18 protein-coding genes and 1 tRNA gene are annotated in these 13,785 nt (G+C 64.2%); 10 read left to right on the top strand and 9 right to left on the bottom strand.

The features are described from left to right. Positions 1 to 6 precede the first annotated feature (6 nt). The gene (locus AC3G2C_RS16110; protein ID WP_488385648.1) at positions 7 to 666 is read right to left on the bottom strand and encodes a dihydrofolate reductase family protein; all 660 of its coding nucleotides are present in this window, start codon (positions 664 to 666) and stop codon (positions 7 to 9) included. A gap of 192 nt (positions 667 to 858) precedes the next feature. Between AC3G2C_RS16110 and AC3G2C_RS16115 the strand changes: the two genes are divergently transcribed. Further along, positions 859 to 2,733: an MFS transporter gene (locus AC3G2C_RS16115; protein WP_488385649.1), complete on the top strand. Its 1,875-nt coding sequence runs from the start codon at positions 859 to 861 to the stop codon at positions 2,731 to 2,733. A gap of 53 nt (positions 2,734 to 2,786) precedes the next feature. Here AC3G2C_RS16115 and ampE read toward each other — a convergent pair whose 3' ends face one another. From ampE to AC3G2C_RS16155, 8 genes are all read right to left on the bottom strand, one after another. Continuing rightward, positions 2,787 to 3,656 carry a regulatory signaling modulator protein AmpE gene (gene ampE / locus AC3G2C_RS16120; RefSeq protein ID WP_488385650.1) on the bottom strand — a complete coding sequence of 290 codons (870 nt, stop codon included), beginning with the start codon at positions 3,654 to 3,656 and terminating at the stop codon, positions 2,787 to 2,789. An 86-nt stretch (positions 3,657 to 3,742) separates the two neighbouring features. Next, the gene (nudC, locus tag AC3G2C_RS16125) at positions 3,743 to 4,714 is read right to left on the bottom strand and encodes an NAD(+) diphosphatase (protein WP_488385651.1); all 972 of its coding nucleotides are present in this window, start codon (positions 4,712 to 4,714) and stop codon (positions 3,743 to 3,745) included. 13 nt (positions 4,715 to 4,727) lie between these two features. Then, the gene (gene erpA, locus AC3G2C_RS16130; protein ID WP_488385652.1) at positions 4,728 to 5,105 is read right to left on the bottom strand and encodes an iron-sulfur cluster insertion protein ErpA; all 378 of its coding nucleotides are present in this window, start codon (positions 5,103 to 5,105) and stop codon (positions 4,728 to 4,730) included. Positions 5,106 to 5,151: 46 nt separating this feature from the next. Beyond that, positions 5,152 to 5,571, bottom strand: a complete 420-nt coding sequence (locus AC3G2C_RS16135) for a bactofilin family protein (protein WP_488385653.1) — start codon at positions 5,569 to 5,571, stop codon at positions 5,152 to 5,154. Continuing rightward, a complete protein-coding gene (locus AC3G2C_RS16140) occupies positions 5,558 to 6,310 on the bottom strand; it encodes a DUF6776 family protein (RefSeq protein ID WP_488385654.1) in 753 nt (250 codons plus the stop codon). Before AC3G2C_RS16140 ends, AC3G2C_RS16135 begins: the two co-directional genes overlap by 14 nt. A gap of 94 nt (positions 6,311 to 6,404) precedes the next feature. Continuing rightward, positions 6,405 to 6,875: a bacterioferritin gene (gene bfr / locus AC3G2C_RS16145; RefSeq protein WP_488385655.1), complete on the bottom strand. Its 471-nt coding sequence runs from the start codon at positions 6,873 to 6,875 to the stop codon at positions 6,405 to 6,407. 173 nt (positions 6,876 to 7,048) lie between these two features. Next, entirely contained in the window at positions 7,049 to 7,237 is a 189-nt protein-coding gene (locus AC3G2C_RS16150) for a (2Fe-2S)-binding protein (RefSeq protein WP_488385656.1), read from the bottom strand. An 89-nt stretch (positions 7,238 to 7,326) separates the two neighbouring features. After that, complete coding sequence (locus AC3G2C_RS16155) at positions 7,327 to 7,884, bottom strand: RNA pyrophosphohydrolase (RefSeq protein WP_488385657.1); 558 nt, start codon at positions 7,882 to 7,884, stop codon at positions 7,327 to 7,329. A gap of 186 nt (positions 7,885 to 8,070) precedes the next feature. Here AC3G2C_RS16155 and AC3G2C_RS16160 point away from each other — a divergent pair. The 9 genes from AC3G2C_RS16160 to atpA all read left to right on the top strand — a co-directional run bounded on the left by AC3G2C_RS16160 (position 8,071) and on the right by atpA (position 13,744). Beyond that, positions 8,071 to 8,147 (top strand) — tRNA-Met (locus tag AC3G2C_RS16160). Between the two features lie 135 nt (positions 8,148 to 8,282). Continuing rightward, positions 8,283 to 8,645, top strand: a complete 363-nt coding sequence (gene queD / locus AC3G2C_RS16165) for a 6-carboxytetrahydropterin synthase QueD (protein WP_488385658.1) — start codon at positions 8,283 to 8,285, stop codon at positions 8,643 to 8,645. A gap of 153 nt (positions 8,646 to 8,798) precedes the next feature. Then, the gene (locus AC3G2C_RS16170; protein WP_488385659.1) at positions 8,799 to 9,191 is read left to right on the top strand and encodes a phasin family protein; all 393 of its coding nucleotides are present in this window, start codon (positions 8,799 to 8,801) and stop codon (positions 9,189 to 9,191) included. A 216-nt stretch (positions 9,192 to 9,407) separates the two neighbouring features. Then, positions 9,408 to 9,800 carry a hypothetical protein gene (locus AC3G2C_RS16175; RefSeq protein ID WP_488385660.1) on the top strand — a complete coding sequence of 131 codons (393 nt, stop codon included), beginning with the start codon at positions 9,408 to 9,410 and terminating at the stop codon, positions 9,798 to 9,800. A 3-nt stretch (positions 9,801 to 9,803) separates the two neighbouring features. Beyond that, complete coding sequence (atpB, locus tag AC3G2C_RS16180) at positions 9,804 to 10,637, top strand: F0F1 ATP synthase subunit A (protein WP_488385661.1); 834 nt, start codon at positions 9,804 to 9,806, stop codon at positions 10,635 to 10,637. 78 nt (positions 10,638 to 10,715) lie between these two features. Next, positions 10,716 to 10,982: a F0F1 ATP synthase subunit C gene (gene atpE / locus AC3G2C_RS16185; RefSeq protein WP_488385662.1), complete on the top strand. Its 267-nt coding sequence runs from the start codon at positions 10,716 to 10,718 to the stop codon at positions 10,980 to 10,982. Between the two features lie 111 nt (positions 10,983 to 11,093). After that, a complete protein-coding gene (locus AC3G2C_RS16190; protein ID WP_488385663.1) occupies positions 11,094 to 11,564 on the top strand; it encodes a F0F1 ATP synthase subunit B in 471 nt (156 codons plus the stop codon). 3 nt (positions 11,565 to 11,567) lie between these two features. Further along, complete coding sequence (locus tag AC3G2C_RS16195) at positions 11,568 to 12,101, top strand: F0F1 ATP synthase subunit delta (RefSeq protein WP_488385664.1); 534 nt, start codon at positions 11,568 to 11,570, stop codon at positions 12,099 to 12,101. Positions 12,102 to 12,193: 92 nt separating this feature from the next. Further along, entirely contained in the window at positions 12,194 to 13,744 is a 1,551-nt protein-coding gene (gene atpA / locus AC3G2C_RS16200) for a F0F1 ATP synthase subunit alpha (RefSeq protein WP_488385665.1), read from the top strand. The last annotated feature ends 41 nt before the right edge of the window (positions 13,745 to 13,785 follow it).

A 13,785-nucleotide genomic window follows, 5' to 3' on the forward strand; every position in this document is an offset into this window, starting at 1 on the left:
GCAATGTCAGGCTGGCGGCGTGTTCTTGCGGAGAGTGAAATGCGTGGCGCGTTCGCCGGCGACGCTGTCGACACAGGCATAACCGAGTGCCGGCAAGTCCAGGCCCTGGAACAGCGCTTCGCCACTGCCCAGCAGTACGGGGCTTTGCGCCAGATGCAGTTCGTCGACCAGGCCAGCTTGCAGGTATTGGCGCACCGTCGCCACGCCGCCGCCCAGTCGCACGTCGAGTCCGCCGGCTGCTTCCCGCGCGCGGGCCAGCGCGGCATGGATGCCGTCGGTCACGAAATGGAACACGGTGCCACCGGCCATGGTCAGCGACGGACGGGCGTGGTGGGTCAGCACGAACACCGGCACGTGGTAGGGCGGCTCGTCACCCCACCAGCCCTGCCAGCTTTCATCCGGCCACGGGCCGCGTACCGGGCCGAACATGTTGCGCCCCAGGATCCACGCGCCGATGCCCTGAAAGCCGCGCTCGGCCATGGCGTTGTCCACGCCGGTTTCGCCCTCGTCGCCCAGGCCATGCATGCGTTGCCACACGCGCGTGGCTAGAAACCACGACATCAGTTCGAGACCGCGCCGCCCAAGCGGTTGATCCAGATCCTGCGCGGGCCCGGCACCGAAGCCGTCCAGCGACAGGGCGAAGCTATGAACGCGTAGCAGGGTCATGGTGGCCTCGACGCAAGCGTGTTCGCATGGCACGCCGGCGGGCTGCCGGCGGCTCCGCGCGAACGCTAGCAGGTTGCGTCGCGGCGTGGGTGAACGCGCTGGCGCGTTGCCGGGGTGATGTCTGGCTTGGGGCGACGTGTCGCCCCGCAGGATTCGCGCTAGGCTTGCGCGGAGCTTCGATTAAGGCTGCGCATGAGCCAATTCAATCTGTTGGGCAGTCGCCGCTTCGCCCCGTTCTTCTGGACGCAGGCATTGGGCGCCTTCAACGACAACGCCTTCCGCAACGCACTGGTGATGCTGGTGGCGTTCCAGATGGGGTTGGACGACAAGACCGTCTCGCTCTACACCAACCTCGCGCCGGCGCTTTTCATCCTACCCTACTTCCTGTTCTCGGCCACGGCGGGACAGTTGGCGGAGAAGTACGAAAAGTCGCGCATCATCCGCTACGTGAAGCTGTTCGAGATCGCTGCCATGGTGGTGGCCGCGGTGGGTTTCTACACGCATCACACGGCCTTGTTGCTGGTGGTGCTGTTTCTGATGGGTGTGCACTCCACTACCTTCGGGCCGATCAAGTACGCCATCCTGCCGCAAACGCTCAAGCCTGAAGAATTGGTGGGCGGCAACGGCCTGGTGGAGATGGGTACGCAGCTGGCCATGCTGATCGGCATGATTGCCGGCAACTCACTCATGCTCATCGCCGGTTTCGGGCCGCTGGCCGCGTCGGGCGCCACCATCCTGGTAGCGGTGCTGGGCTATCTCGCCAGCCGCCGTATTCCGGCAGCGCCGGCCACAGCGCCAGACCTCGCCTTCAACTGGAATCCGCTGACTGAAACCGTGCGCGTGCTCGGCATCACCCGGCACGATCCCAAGGTGTTCAACGCGGTGCTGGGCATCTCCTGGTTCTGGTTCTTCGGCACCGTGCTGGTGGCGCAGTTGCCCAACTACACGCGCATGAACCTTGGCGGCGATGGCACGGTGAACACGCTAGTGCTCACCTTGTTCTCGCTGGGTACCGGCGTGGGTTCGCTGCTGTGCGAGCGCATGTCGGGGCGCCGCGTGGAAGTAGGCCTGGTGCCCCTGGGCGCATTCGGCCTCACCGCGTTTGGTGTGGATCTTTACTTTGCGCACCCGGGCCTGGCCACGGTGCACGGCCTGGATTGGGCCGGCTTCCTGCGTGGCGCGGGCAACTGGCGCGTTGCGCTGGATCTCACCTTGATCGGCGTGTTTGCGGGTTTCTACGTGGTGCCGCTGTTTGCCTATGTGCAGGCACGCACCGCGCGCAGTCACCTGTCGCGCGTGATCGCCGGCAACAACATCCTCAACGCATTGTGGATATGCCTCGCCTCGGGCTTTGGTCTGGCGCTGTCGACGCTGGGGTTGAGCGCCGTGCAGATCTTCCTGGTGGCGGCGCTGCTCAACGTGGCCGTGGCGGTGTACATCTTTACCCTGGTGCCCGAGTTCCTGATGCGCTTCATCACCTGGGTGCTGGTGAACACCTTGTACCGCGTGCGCGTGGATGGGCTGGAGCAGATTCCGGAGGAGGGCCCCGCCCTGCTCGTGTGCAACCACGTGAGCTTCATGGACCCGCTGGTGTTGATGGCGAACCTGCGGCGGCCCGCGCGCTTCGTGATGTATTACAAGATCTTCAACATCCCGGTGCTCAAGTTCGTGTTCCACACCGCCAAGGCCATTCCCATCGCCGGGCACAAGGAGGACGCGGCCGTGCTGCAGCGCGCCTACGACGAGGTGGACGCCGCCCTGGCCGCTGGCGAGCTGGTGTGCATCTTCCCGGAAGGCGGCCTCACGCGAGATGGCGACATTGCGCCCTTCCGCGCTGGCGTGGCGAACATCCTGGAGCGTCGCCCGGTACCGGTGGTGCCGCTGGCGCTGCGTGGTCTCTGGGGCAGTGTGTGGAGCCGGCGCGATTCGATGCTGCATCGCGCGCGCCTGCCGCGACGTTTCCGTGCCCGCGTGGAGTTGGTGGCGGGGGCGCCGATCGCCGCCGCGGAGGCGGCCACGGCGACGCTGGAGAGCCGTGTGCGCGAGCTGCGCGGCGACTTTGCCTAAGGCGGCGATGCTGATGTCACCCGGCAAGCCGGGTGGCGATCAGGCGCAGGCGCTCAGGCCATCCAGCCGGCAATCACCATGACTGCCACCAGGCTGAGCCAGCCCAACAGGGCGCGCAGCAAGGTACTGCGCAGGCGAATCAGCTCGGCGATGGGGTCGCTGCGTTCTTCCGCGTAACCGTCACCCGCCTCGATATCCACTTCCACGTCGGCACGCGCGGCGGCGCCGAGAAAGCCCGGGCCTTCCACGTACCAGCTGTTGGGCGACTGCTGCTGGTGCCAGCGCTTCCACGCGCCGATGACGGCATCCCAGTGCCCCACCAGGGCGAGCGTGAACACCATCAACTGCGCGGGCAGCCAATCGGCGACATTGGCGAATGCGTGGGCCGCGCTGCGCGCCTGCGCATCCAGGCGCAGGCTGGGGTCGCGGCCGAGCGTCTGCGCGAGGCGATAGAGCAAAGCGCCGGCGGGGCCGAGCAGGAAGAACCAAAGCAGTACGCCGAAGCGGCGGCGCAGCGCGGCATAGGCGGTGGCCTCGCCCAACGCGATGGCGTTCCAGCTCACTGGTTCACCGTCATCGGACAGCGCCTGCGCAGCGGCTTCGCGCGAAGGTTGGTCGGCGGCCTTGAGGATGGCTTCCAGATCGGCTTCGAACGCATGCGGACCAAAGCAATACAGCAACACCACCAGTGAGAAGATCAGGCGGAACAGGTCGCTGCCCGGCAGCCAGGCGATCAATCCGAGAACCAGCAGGCACAGCACCACCGGCACGCCAAGCGTGATGGCGACGCGGGCGGGGCCGGCGGTGTCACCCAGTTGCGCCACCCAGCGGCGGAAACCGCCGTCACCACGCCAATGGGCGAGTTGCGGCGCCACATGCAGCAGGCCAAGGGCAATGAGGGCAGTAAGCAGGCTGACAGCCATGACAACGAATCTCCCGGTCGTTGGCGCGATTGTAGGCCAAGCTCCGTGGCGGTTGATGCGTGCGGCCCGTCATCGACGGGCGATGCTCAACGACGGTGTTGCGCGACCAGTTCGTCCAGCTCCAGCCCCGCGCGTTCGCGCAACCAGTGGGCCAGCAGGTGATAAGACACGGAGAGCGGCAGCGACGGCAGGAAGCTGCCATCGGCAAGACCATCGACGATGTCTTGCGGCGTGAACCAGCGCGCTTCTTCCAGCTCGTGGTCGCGCAGGCGGATGTCGGGCGATATCGCCTTGGCAGTGAAGCCCACCATCAGCGATTGCGGCAGCGGCCAGGGCTGGGAGGAGTGATAGTTGACCTCGCCCACCTGTACACCCGACTCCTCGGCGACTTCGCGGCGCACGGCATCTTCTAGCGCTTCGCCCGGTTCCACAAAGCCTGCGAGGGTGGAATAGCGGCCCGGCGGCCAGCCCGCCTGGCGCCCGAGCAGGCAGGCTCCCTGGTATTCGACGATCACGATCACGGCGGCATCGGTGCGCGGGAAATGCATGCGGCCGCAATCGGCGTTGGTGCATTGCGCGCGATGACCCGAAGCCACCAGCACCAGCGGCGAGCCGCAATAGGCGCAGTAGCGGGTTTCGCGCTGCCAGTGCGCCAGGCCCTTGCCGTAGGCGAACAAGCCGGCCTCGTCTGCAGGCAGGCGCAAGCCCACTTCACGCAAGCCGCCGCGACGGGCAACGAGCAGGCCTTCCAGTTCGTTGGCGCGTACGTCGTCATCCTGCGCCAGCAGAAAGTGCGGTTGGTCGTTGGCGAAGCCGAGGAAGCTGGCTTTCAGCTCACCGAGCCATTGCTCGCGTTCCACCGCATCGAGCCAGCGCAGTGTATCGCGCTCGGGGTGCAGGTAGGTCTGGCCCTTGGGGTCCAACAGCAGGTAACGCGCCTGGCCGGAGGCGGCCTGTTCGTTCACCCATACCGACTCGTCGCGCCGTTCGGCGCTGCGGTCGAGGATGTGGCTCAGTCCCGCGAAGGTATTGAGGCGCGGCAAGGGGGTGCGTTCCATGCCGTGAGGGCGCTCAGGTGGAGAAGGAGGAGCCGCAGCCGCAAGTGGTTTTGGCGTTGGGGTTGCGGATGACGAACTGCGAGCCGCTGAGGCTTTCCGAATAATCGATCTCGGCGCCCGTGAGGTACTGCAGCGAGAGCGGATCCACCAGCAGGGTCACGCCTTCGCGCTCCAGCGCGTAGTCGTCTTCGGCCTGGGCTTCATCGAAGGTGAAGCCGTACTGGAAGCCCGAGCAGCCGCCGCCGGTGATGTACACGCGCAGCTTCAGTTCCGGATTGCCCTCCTCCACGATCAGCTCGCGCACCTTGCGGGCGGCAGCCTCGGTAAACACCAGCGGGGCGCCGGCGCTGCGGTAGTCGGGGACGATGGGGAGGGGGACGACGGTATCCATGATGCTCAGGTGGGGGCGAAACGGCAGGTGCGCAAGGATAGCGCGATCAGGCCGGCAGGGCCTCCGCGGCTTCCAGGCTGGCCGGCAGCTCACGGGTGAGCTCCACGCCCTGGTGACTCATGCGGCCATTGACCTGGGCGCCAGCGGCAATCTCGATGGTGCGGTAGTGCACGTTACCTGTAATGCGTGCCTCGGCGGCCAGCTCCAGGCGGTCGGCGGCGTGGATGTCGCCCAGTACGTGGCCATTGATGATGGCGTGCGGCACCCGAATCTCGCCTTCGACGATACCGTGCTCGCTGAGGGTGAACACCGCGCCCTCCTCCTCGGCTTGCACGGTGCCCTCGATGCGGCCGTCCAGGTGCAGGTTGCCGCTGAAGCGGATATCGCCGCGGACGACAGTGCCGCGCGCGATCAGGCTGGTGTCGTGGCTGCTAGGCGTGCGCTCGACGCGCTTACGGTTGAGCATCCTGTTCTCCTTGGGTCGGGGTCAGCTGGCCGGCCAGCGCATCGCTCCAGGCCACCGTACGGCTCACGGCGTCATCGCCACCGGGTTGGGCGGTGATCACCAGACGGGTGGGGCGAAAATCGGCGGGCAGCACGATGGTGGCGTGCAGTTGCTGGAAATACTTGAAGCGAAACGGCAGACCAGCGGCCTGGGAGCTATCGCCCAGTGCTTGCCAATCAAGGCGGGCCACTTTGTCGCCACGCAAGCCTTCCACGCTCACGGTGACATTGCCGGTCACGTCGTCGCCGCGCTTGGCGTTCTGGGTGAGGCTGAGGGCCAAGTCCCAGGCGTGCGAGCCGCTGACCGGCTGCAGGCGGACCTCTTGCACTTTGAGGCCTTCGCGCTGAGCGTCGCCGCCGGTAAGCCGCGCGTAGAAGCCCAGGTCGGCGCGCAGGCCGCTGATCTCTTCCTCGCGTTCGGTCAGCGTCTGGCGCAGCGAGCGGGTGGCGATATCAGCCACTTGACTGGCGCGTTGCAGGTTGGCGACCTGCTGCTGCAGGTCGTCGTTCTCTTTGTTCAGCGCCTTAAGTTGACGCTTGTCGCTGACAGCCGGCGTGGCGTTGCGCACAACGGCGGCCACGATAACGGCGGTGAGCACCAGGCTGGCCAGCCATGCGGCACCCAGCCACCACAGCCGTCGCCGTGCGCCGACGGCGTCGTGCGAGCGAACCACGAAGCGCGGTGGTGGGCGTGAAGCCATGCGTGGCCGTCCTGGTGAAAACGCAGGTATAGCCGCGGCGTAGCGAGAGCGTCAAGGAACGGCCCCACGTCTCGATGAGGTGGCGCCGCGCGGCTCAGCTTTCGATCTTGGACTGCAGGTAGCGTTCGGCGCTGATGTCCTTGATAAGGCTGAACTGGGTCTCCAGCCAATCAATGTGCTCTTCCTCGTCGTGGAGGATGGTCTTGAACAGGTCGCGGCTGATGTAGTCGGCGATGCCTTCGCTGTAGGCAATGGCTTCGCGCAGGTCCTTCACCGCGGCCAGCTCCAGGTCCAGGTCGCCCTGCAGGCATTCCAGCGGGTTCTCGCCGATGCGCAGCTTGCCCAGGTGTTGCAGGTTCGGCAGGCCATCGAGGAACAGGATGCGCTCGATCAGGTGATCGGCGTGCTTCATTTCCTCGATCGATTCCTTGTACTCGTGAGCGGCGAGTTCGCCATAGCCCCAGTCCTTGAACATGCGGTAATGCAGGAAGTACTGGTTGATCGCGGTGAGCTCGTTGTAGAGCACCTTGTTGAGGAACTCGATGACCTTGGCGTCGCCCTTCATGGGTAGTCTCCTTAAGCAGCTGCAGCGGCCGACTATACGTGCTTGCCCGTGCGGGCGACGAAACGAGAATGACTATGAGCATCGCGCCTGTTGGGTGGCGCGAATTCGGCTCACCCAAACGAAAACGCGCAGCCTGGGCTGCGCGTTGGAATAGCTAAAGTGCGGCTCGCCTGTCAGGCGATCGCGGCGATGGGAAGCTGTATCTGCAGTTGCGCCACGGCTTTGTCCAGGGTGGCGCGGGCTTCCTGTTCGCAGCAGCCGCAGCAGTCCGAGCAGCCGGTGCGGGCCTGCAGCTCGCTGAAATGCTGGACACCATCGGCCGCGGCGCGGCGGATGTCGCTGTCGGTGACGGCATTGCACATGCAGATATACATGGCTGCATATGGAAACGTAAATGCGAATGATTGTCAAATGAAATCACGGGTAACCTGTGCCGGCGTAAGTTGCCCGTTCAGGCAGCGGCCTTGCCCTTGCGCTGGTGGCCGTGCGGATCATTAGGGTCGTGCTGGGGCAACTCACCCAGTTGCACGCTTAGCAAGGCTTCCACCAGGGGCGCGAAATGACGAAGGGCGCGCTCGTATACCTGGCGCTTGAAGCTGACCACGTGCGAGGCCGGGTACCAGAAATCCACCCAGCGCCAATGATCGAACTCGGGCTTCTCGCATGCATCCAGGCGCAGGGCGTCTTCACTGCCTACCAGTCGCAGCAGAAACCACACCTGTTTCTGACCAATGCAGGTGGGCCGCTGGTGGTGCCGTACATAGCGGCTGGGCAGGCGATAGCGTAGCCAGCCCCGGGTGGCGCCGATCACCTCTACGTGATGAGGTGCTAGGCCCGTTTCCTCTTCCAACTCGCGGTACATGGCTTCCAGCGGGGTTTCGTCGCTGCGCATGCCGCCCTGGGGGAACTGCCAGCCGTCACGATTGACGCGGCGCGCCCAGAACAGTTGGCCGTCTGCATTCAGCAGCACAATGCCCACATTCGGACGGTAGCCATCAACGTCGATCATGTCGCCTCCTTGGGTCGGCCTGGCTACAGGCTGTGCCTGTCGCAGATGCCGGAACCCGCGAAACGATTCAAGCACGCGGGTGAGGCGTGAGCAAGCCAAGGGCTTGATCCCCGGCGCGAGGGCGACTACACTGCCGCGCCCCGCCTGATCGACGCCATGTTGATCCCCGCGGCGGGCGGCACCCAAGGCTATGTAGCTCAGCCGGTTAGAGCACAGCACTCATAATGCTGGGGTCGGTGGTTCGAGTCCACCCATAGCCACCATGTGTCGCGCATACCTCGCGCGACCGGTTTTTCTCCCTTGTTTCCTTTAGTTTCCAGCGCTGCTGCGCTTGTTGGTTGCTGCCGCTTGGCGGGTGGTCGACGGTTGCGCACGCGCCGGGCGGTAGAATGGCCATCATGCATATCTTCAAAGTCTTCAACATTGAGGCGGCACACCGCCTGCCCAACGTCCCGCCGGGCCACAAGTGCTCGCGCCTGCACGGCCATTCGTTCCGGGTTGAGATCCACGTAGCCGGCGAGCCCGACCCGCATCACGGCTGGGTCATGGATTTCGCCGACGTGAAGGCGGCCTTCGCCCCGCTCTACGATCGCCTCGACCATCACTATCTCAACGATATAGAGGGCCTGGAAAACCCCACCAGTGAAATGCTGGCGCGCTGGATTTTCCGTCACCTGCAGCCGGCCCTGCCTGGCCTGGACAAGGTGGTTGTCCATGAGACCTGCACCTCGGGCGCCAGTTGTAGTCGTGACAGTTTTTGATGCGTCGCAAAATTTCATGGTATCGACGCAAGATGTCGGATTTCTTGAAGTTTTTATGACAGGCAATCCCTTCACAAGAAAATATATTGCACCGCACAAAATGACTTGGTAGAGTGCCTGCCACTACCCCCATTCCCGTCGAGGGACCAAGTCATGACGCAGCAACTGAACAACCAGGTTTTTGCCTACGCCAAGCAGCTGGCCGAAAGCGCGTTCAAGGCCCAGTCGATGGCCCTCAAGGGTCTGGAGAAGGTCGCTGAGCTGCAGATCAAGGCGCTCGAAAAGCAGTCGGAGTCCGCCGCCGAGTTCATCAGTGGTGCTCTCGAAACGCGTGATATCGATGGCCTGCGCACCCTTTGGGAAAAGGCCGCTTCCGCCAGCCGCGAGAACGCCGAGCGCGCCGTGGCCGTCACGCAGGAAATCATCGCCGTGACCCAGAAGACCGCCGAGTCGCTCAGCGCGCTCGTGCAGGAGCAGCAGCAGGCCGCCAACGATGCCGTGGCTGCGCCGGTCGCTGCGGTCAAGAAGGCTGCTGCCGCTAAGTAACACCGCTTTACCGACGCAGCGCTTCTTCCCCCCAGTTGCGTCAAGGGGCCGGACGGATGTCCGGCCCCTTTTTCTTGCGCCGTCGATACCCTTTCGTTTCGTGAATGGCGCCTCGGCTTGACAAGATGTCGCAGTCATCGCGGCTTGTCGCTGTAAATGCCTCGCTGATATACTTTTTCGGATTGGACCGTGGCCCGCAGCTGGTTCGGTGCCGCCTTGAGCGAAACCGCGCGGGAACTTCACGTGATCAACAGTCTTGCTTCCGGTCGTCGTTTGGCGTTGCGCATGATCTTGCTGCAGCTCGCCGTGACGGTGATCGTAGGCCTCGCCTTCCTGACGCAGGGCCCCCGTGATGCATGGGCGGCTGCTGCGGGTGCCGCTTCGGTGGCGCTGGGTACCGCGCTTCTGGCGTGGCGTACCTTCGCCGGGATGAGTGGAGGCGGCATGACCATGTGGCGCGTGTTGTCTGGCGTGGTCTTGAAGTGGATCGTGATCTTCGGAGGGTTGGTCACGATCTTGGGTTATTGGAAGCTGCCGCCGCTAGCCGCCATTACGGGGCTGGTGGCTGCGTACGCAATAAATCTGCTGGCGTTCAGATTCAAGGGCTAAGACATGGCGAGCGAGCCGCAGGGCGGACTAACCGAATACATCCAGCATCACCTTCACCACAACACGGTGAGCTTGGGTGATGGCTCCTTCATGAAGATCCATCTCGACTCGATCGTGGTGGCTTTCGTGCTGGGTGCCCTGTTCTGCCTATGGTTCTGGCTGAAAGCCCGCAAGGCGACCTCCGGCGTGCCCTCCAAGGGCCAGGCGCTGGTCGAGCTGATCGTCGAGTTCGTCGATACCCAGGTGAAGGACACCTTTCACGGCGACCGTCGCACGGTGACCCCGCTGGCGTTGTCGATCTTCATGTGGGTGGCCTTCCTGAATGCGATGGACTTGCTGCCGCTGGACGCACCGAGCTTCGGCGTGAAGTCCGTGGCCGGCAGCGAGGCGATGCATCACACCTTCTTCCGCTGGGTGCCCACCGCCGACATCAACACCACGGTCGGCCTGGCCCTCGCCGTGTTCTTCATCGTGCTGGCGCACGGCATGAAGGCCAAGGGCGCGTTGGGTTTCGGCAAGGAGCTGATGACCGCGCCGTTCCATGCGAGCAATCCGGTGGTCGTGGCCATCCTGGTGCCGTTCAACTTCCTGCTCAACGTCGTGGAATACCTGTCTAAGCCGGTGTCGCTCGCCATGCGACTGTTCGGCAACATGTACGGCGGTGAGCTCGTCTTCATGCTGATCGCGGGCCTGTTCGCGGGCTGGATCAGCTTCTTGCCGGGTGTGATCTTCAACACCGCATGGGCAATCTTCCACATTCTGATCATCCTGCTGCAGGCCTTCATTTTCATGATGCTGACTATCGTGTACATCGCGACCGCGCGTGAGCATCACTAAGTTCTGATCCGCTCCGATTTCGCTTCACCCTTTCTTTCTTGTTCTAACCAACCCGTTATCGATTCACAGGAGAACACCATGGAACTCATCGCACACGTGCAGGGCCTGACCGCCATTGCCATCGGCATCATCATCGGCCTCGGCGCTCTGGGCGCTTGCTTGGGTATCGCCATCATGGGTTCCAAGTTCCTCGAGTCCGCTGCTCGTCAGCCGGAGCTGGTGCCGCTGCTGCAGGGTCGCATGTTCCTGCTCGCTGGTCTGATCGACGCTGCGTTCATTATCGGCCTGGCCGTGGCGCTGCTGTTCGCCTTCTCGAACCCGCTGATCAGCGTCCTGTCGCACTAAGCATTCGACCGGGCCGAAAGGCCTATCGGGGCGGGTTAAGTGTTGCCGCGGCGAATCAACGCCGCGGCTTCACATCAGCTTAAACGCGTTCGGGAGTTAATTGGAAAGCTCATGGATATTAATCTGACTTTCCTGGGCCAGATGGTCTCTTTCGCCATCCTGGTCTGGTTCACCACCAAGTTCATCTGGCCGCAGCTCAATCACGCGATTGAGGAGCGCCAGAAGAAGGTTGCCGACGGCCTGGCCGCCGCCGAAAAGGCGCGCGCCGAGCTCAAGGACGCCGATGCCAAGGTTGCCTTGGAGATCAAGCAGGCCCGTCAGCAGGCCAGCGAGATCATCGAGCGCGCCCAGAGCCAGGCTAACCAGATCGTGGACAAGGCTCGCGCCGAAGCCACCGACGAGGCCAACCGCCTGAAGGCCGCCGCTGCCGAGGAAATCGTCAGCATGCAGCAGCGCGCTCGTGAAGAGCTGCGCGGCTGGGTGGGCCGTCTGGCCGTGCAGGGCGCGGAGAAGATCGTCCAGCGCGAAGTCGACGCCTCGGCCCACAAGGCCATGCTCGACCAGCTCGTGGCCGAGATCTAATCCATGGCCCAGGCAATCACCCTCGCCCGCCCCTATGCGCGCGCTGCCTTCGAACTGGCCCATGCGGCCGGTTCTCTGGGTGCGTGGTCGCAGGCGCTGGCGTTCGCCGCCGAGGTGTCCAAGGACGCCCGCGTGGTGGACCTCGTCAGCGATCCGCGCGTGCAGCCGGAACAGCTGGTAGCGCTGCACCTGCCGCAGGGCACGGCCGCCGACGCGCCGTTCGCCAAGTTCCTTGGCGAGCTGGCCGCGCATCGTCGCCTGGCCTTGTTGCCGGAAATCGCCGCGCTGTATGAGCAGTACAAGCGCGATTCCGAGTCGCAGCTGCTGGTCAAGGTGACCAGCGCGTTCGCGCTGGATGCCGCGCAGGCCGAACAGCTCAAGGCGTCGCTCAAGCGCCGCTTCAAGCGCGAGATCGAGCTGGAAACCAGCGTCGATGCGTCGCTGCTTGGCGGCGTGGTGATCGACACCGGTAGTGAAGTTATCGATGGCTCCGCCCGTGGACGTCTGGCGCGCATGACCCGCGCGCTGACGCATTAAAGGTTTTACGCGAAGTCCATTCGCGAAGAGCAAAAACCAGCCTCGCATGGCTGGACTCTTCAACAAAGGCTCCAATTTCAGGATATCGACCCATGTCCAGCTCCACCTTGAATCCGTCCGAGATCAGCGAACTGATCAAGAGCCGCATCGAGCAGTTCAAGCTCGGCGCCGAAGCACGCAACGAAGGCACCGTGATCAGCGTGTCCGACGGCATCGTGCGCATCCACGGCCTGGCCGACGTGATGCAGGGCGAAATGATCGAGCTGCCGGGCAATGCCTACGCACTGGCGCTGAACCTCGAGCGTGACTCGGTGGGCGCCGTGGTGCTGGGCGAATACCAGCACCTGCGCGAAGGCGACACCGCCAAGACCACCGGCCGCATTCTCGAAGTGCCGACCGGTCCGGAACTGCTCGGTCGCGTGGTCGACTCGCTGGGTAACCCCATCGACGGCAAGGGCCCGCTCAACGCCAAGACCAGCTCGCCGATCGAAAAGGTCGCGCCGGGCGTGATCTGGCGCCAGTCGGTCGATGAGCCCGTGCAGACCGGCTACAAGTCGGTCGACTCGATGATCCCGATCGGCCGTGGCCAGCGCGAGCTGATCATCGGCGACCGTCAGACCGGCAAGACCGCGCTGGCCATCGACGCGATCATCAACCAGAAAGATTCCGGCATTAAGTGCATCTACGTCGCCATCGGCCAGAAGCGCTCGTCGATCGCCAACGTGGTGCGCAAGCTCGAAGAGAACGGCGCGCTGGCCAACACTATCGTGGTGGTGGCTTCGGCTTCCGAATCGGCCGCGCTGCAGTACATCGCGCCGTATTCGGGCTGCGCCATGGGCGAGTACTTCCGCGACCGCGGTCAGGACGCGCTGATCATTTATGACGATCTGTCCAAGCAGGCCGTGGCCTACCGTCAGATCTCGCTGCTGCTGAAGCGCCCGCCGGGCCGCGAAGCCTACCCGGGCGACGTGTTCTATCTCCACTCGCGTCTGCTCGAGCGCGCAGCCCGCGTGTCCGCCGAGTACGTCGAGAAGTTCACCAACGGTGAAGTGAAGGGCAAGACGGGTTCGCTGACTGCGCTGCCGATCATCGAAACGCAGGCCGGCGACGTGTCCGCCTTCGTGCCGACCAACGTGATCTCGATCACCGACGGCCAGATCTTCCTGGAAACCGACTTGTTCAACGCCGGTATCCGTCCGGCCGTGAACGCCGGTATCTCGGTGTCGCGCGTGGGCGGTGCCGCCCAGACCAAGATCGTGAAGAAGCTGTCCGGCGGCGTGAAGCTGGCCCTGGCACAGTTCCGCGAGCTGGCTGCGTTCGCGCAGTTCGCTTCGGACCTCGACCCGGCCACCCGCGCCCAGCTGGACCGCGGCCAGCGCGTGACCGAGCTGATGAAGCAGTCGCAGTACGCGCCGCTGTCCATCGCCGAACTGGCGCTGTCGGTGTACGCCGCCGAGAAGGGCTACCTCGATGACCTGCCGGTCAACAAGGTGCTGCCGTTCGAGAAGGGCCTGCATGCCTTCATGCACCAGAACCACGACGAGCTGATGAAGAAGATCGTCGCCACCGGTGACTGGAACAACGACATCGAAGCCACCTTCAAGTCCTCGCTCGACGAGTACAAGAAGACCGGCAGCTGGTAAGCAATACAGGGTGTACGGCCGTCCAGACGGCCGTACCGAAC

It is taken from the genome of Frateuria sp. sgz306004 (assembly GCF_057750885.1).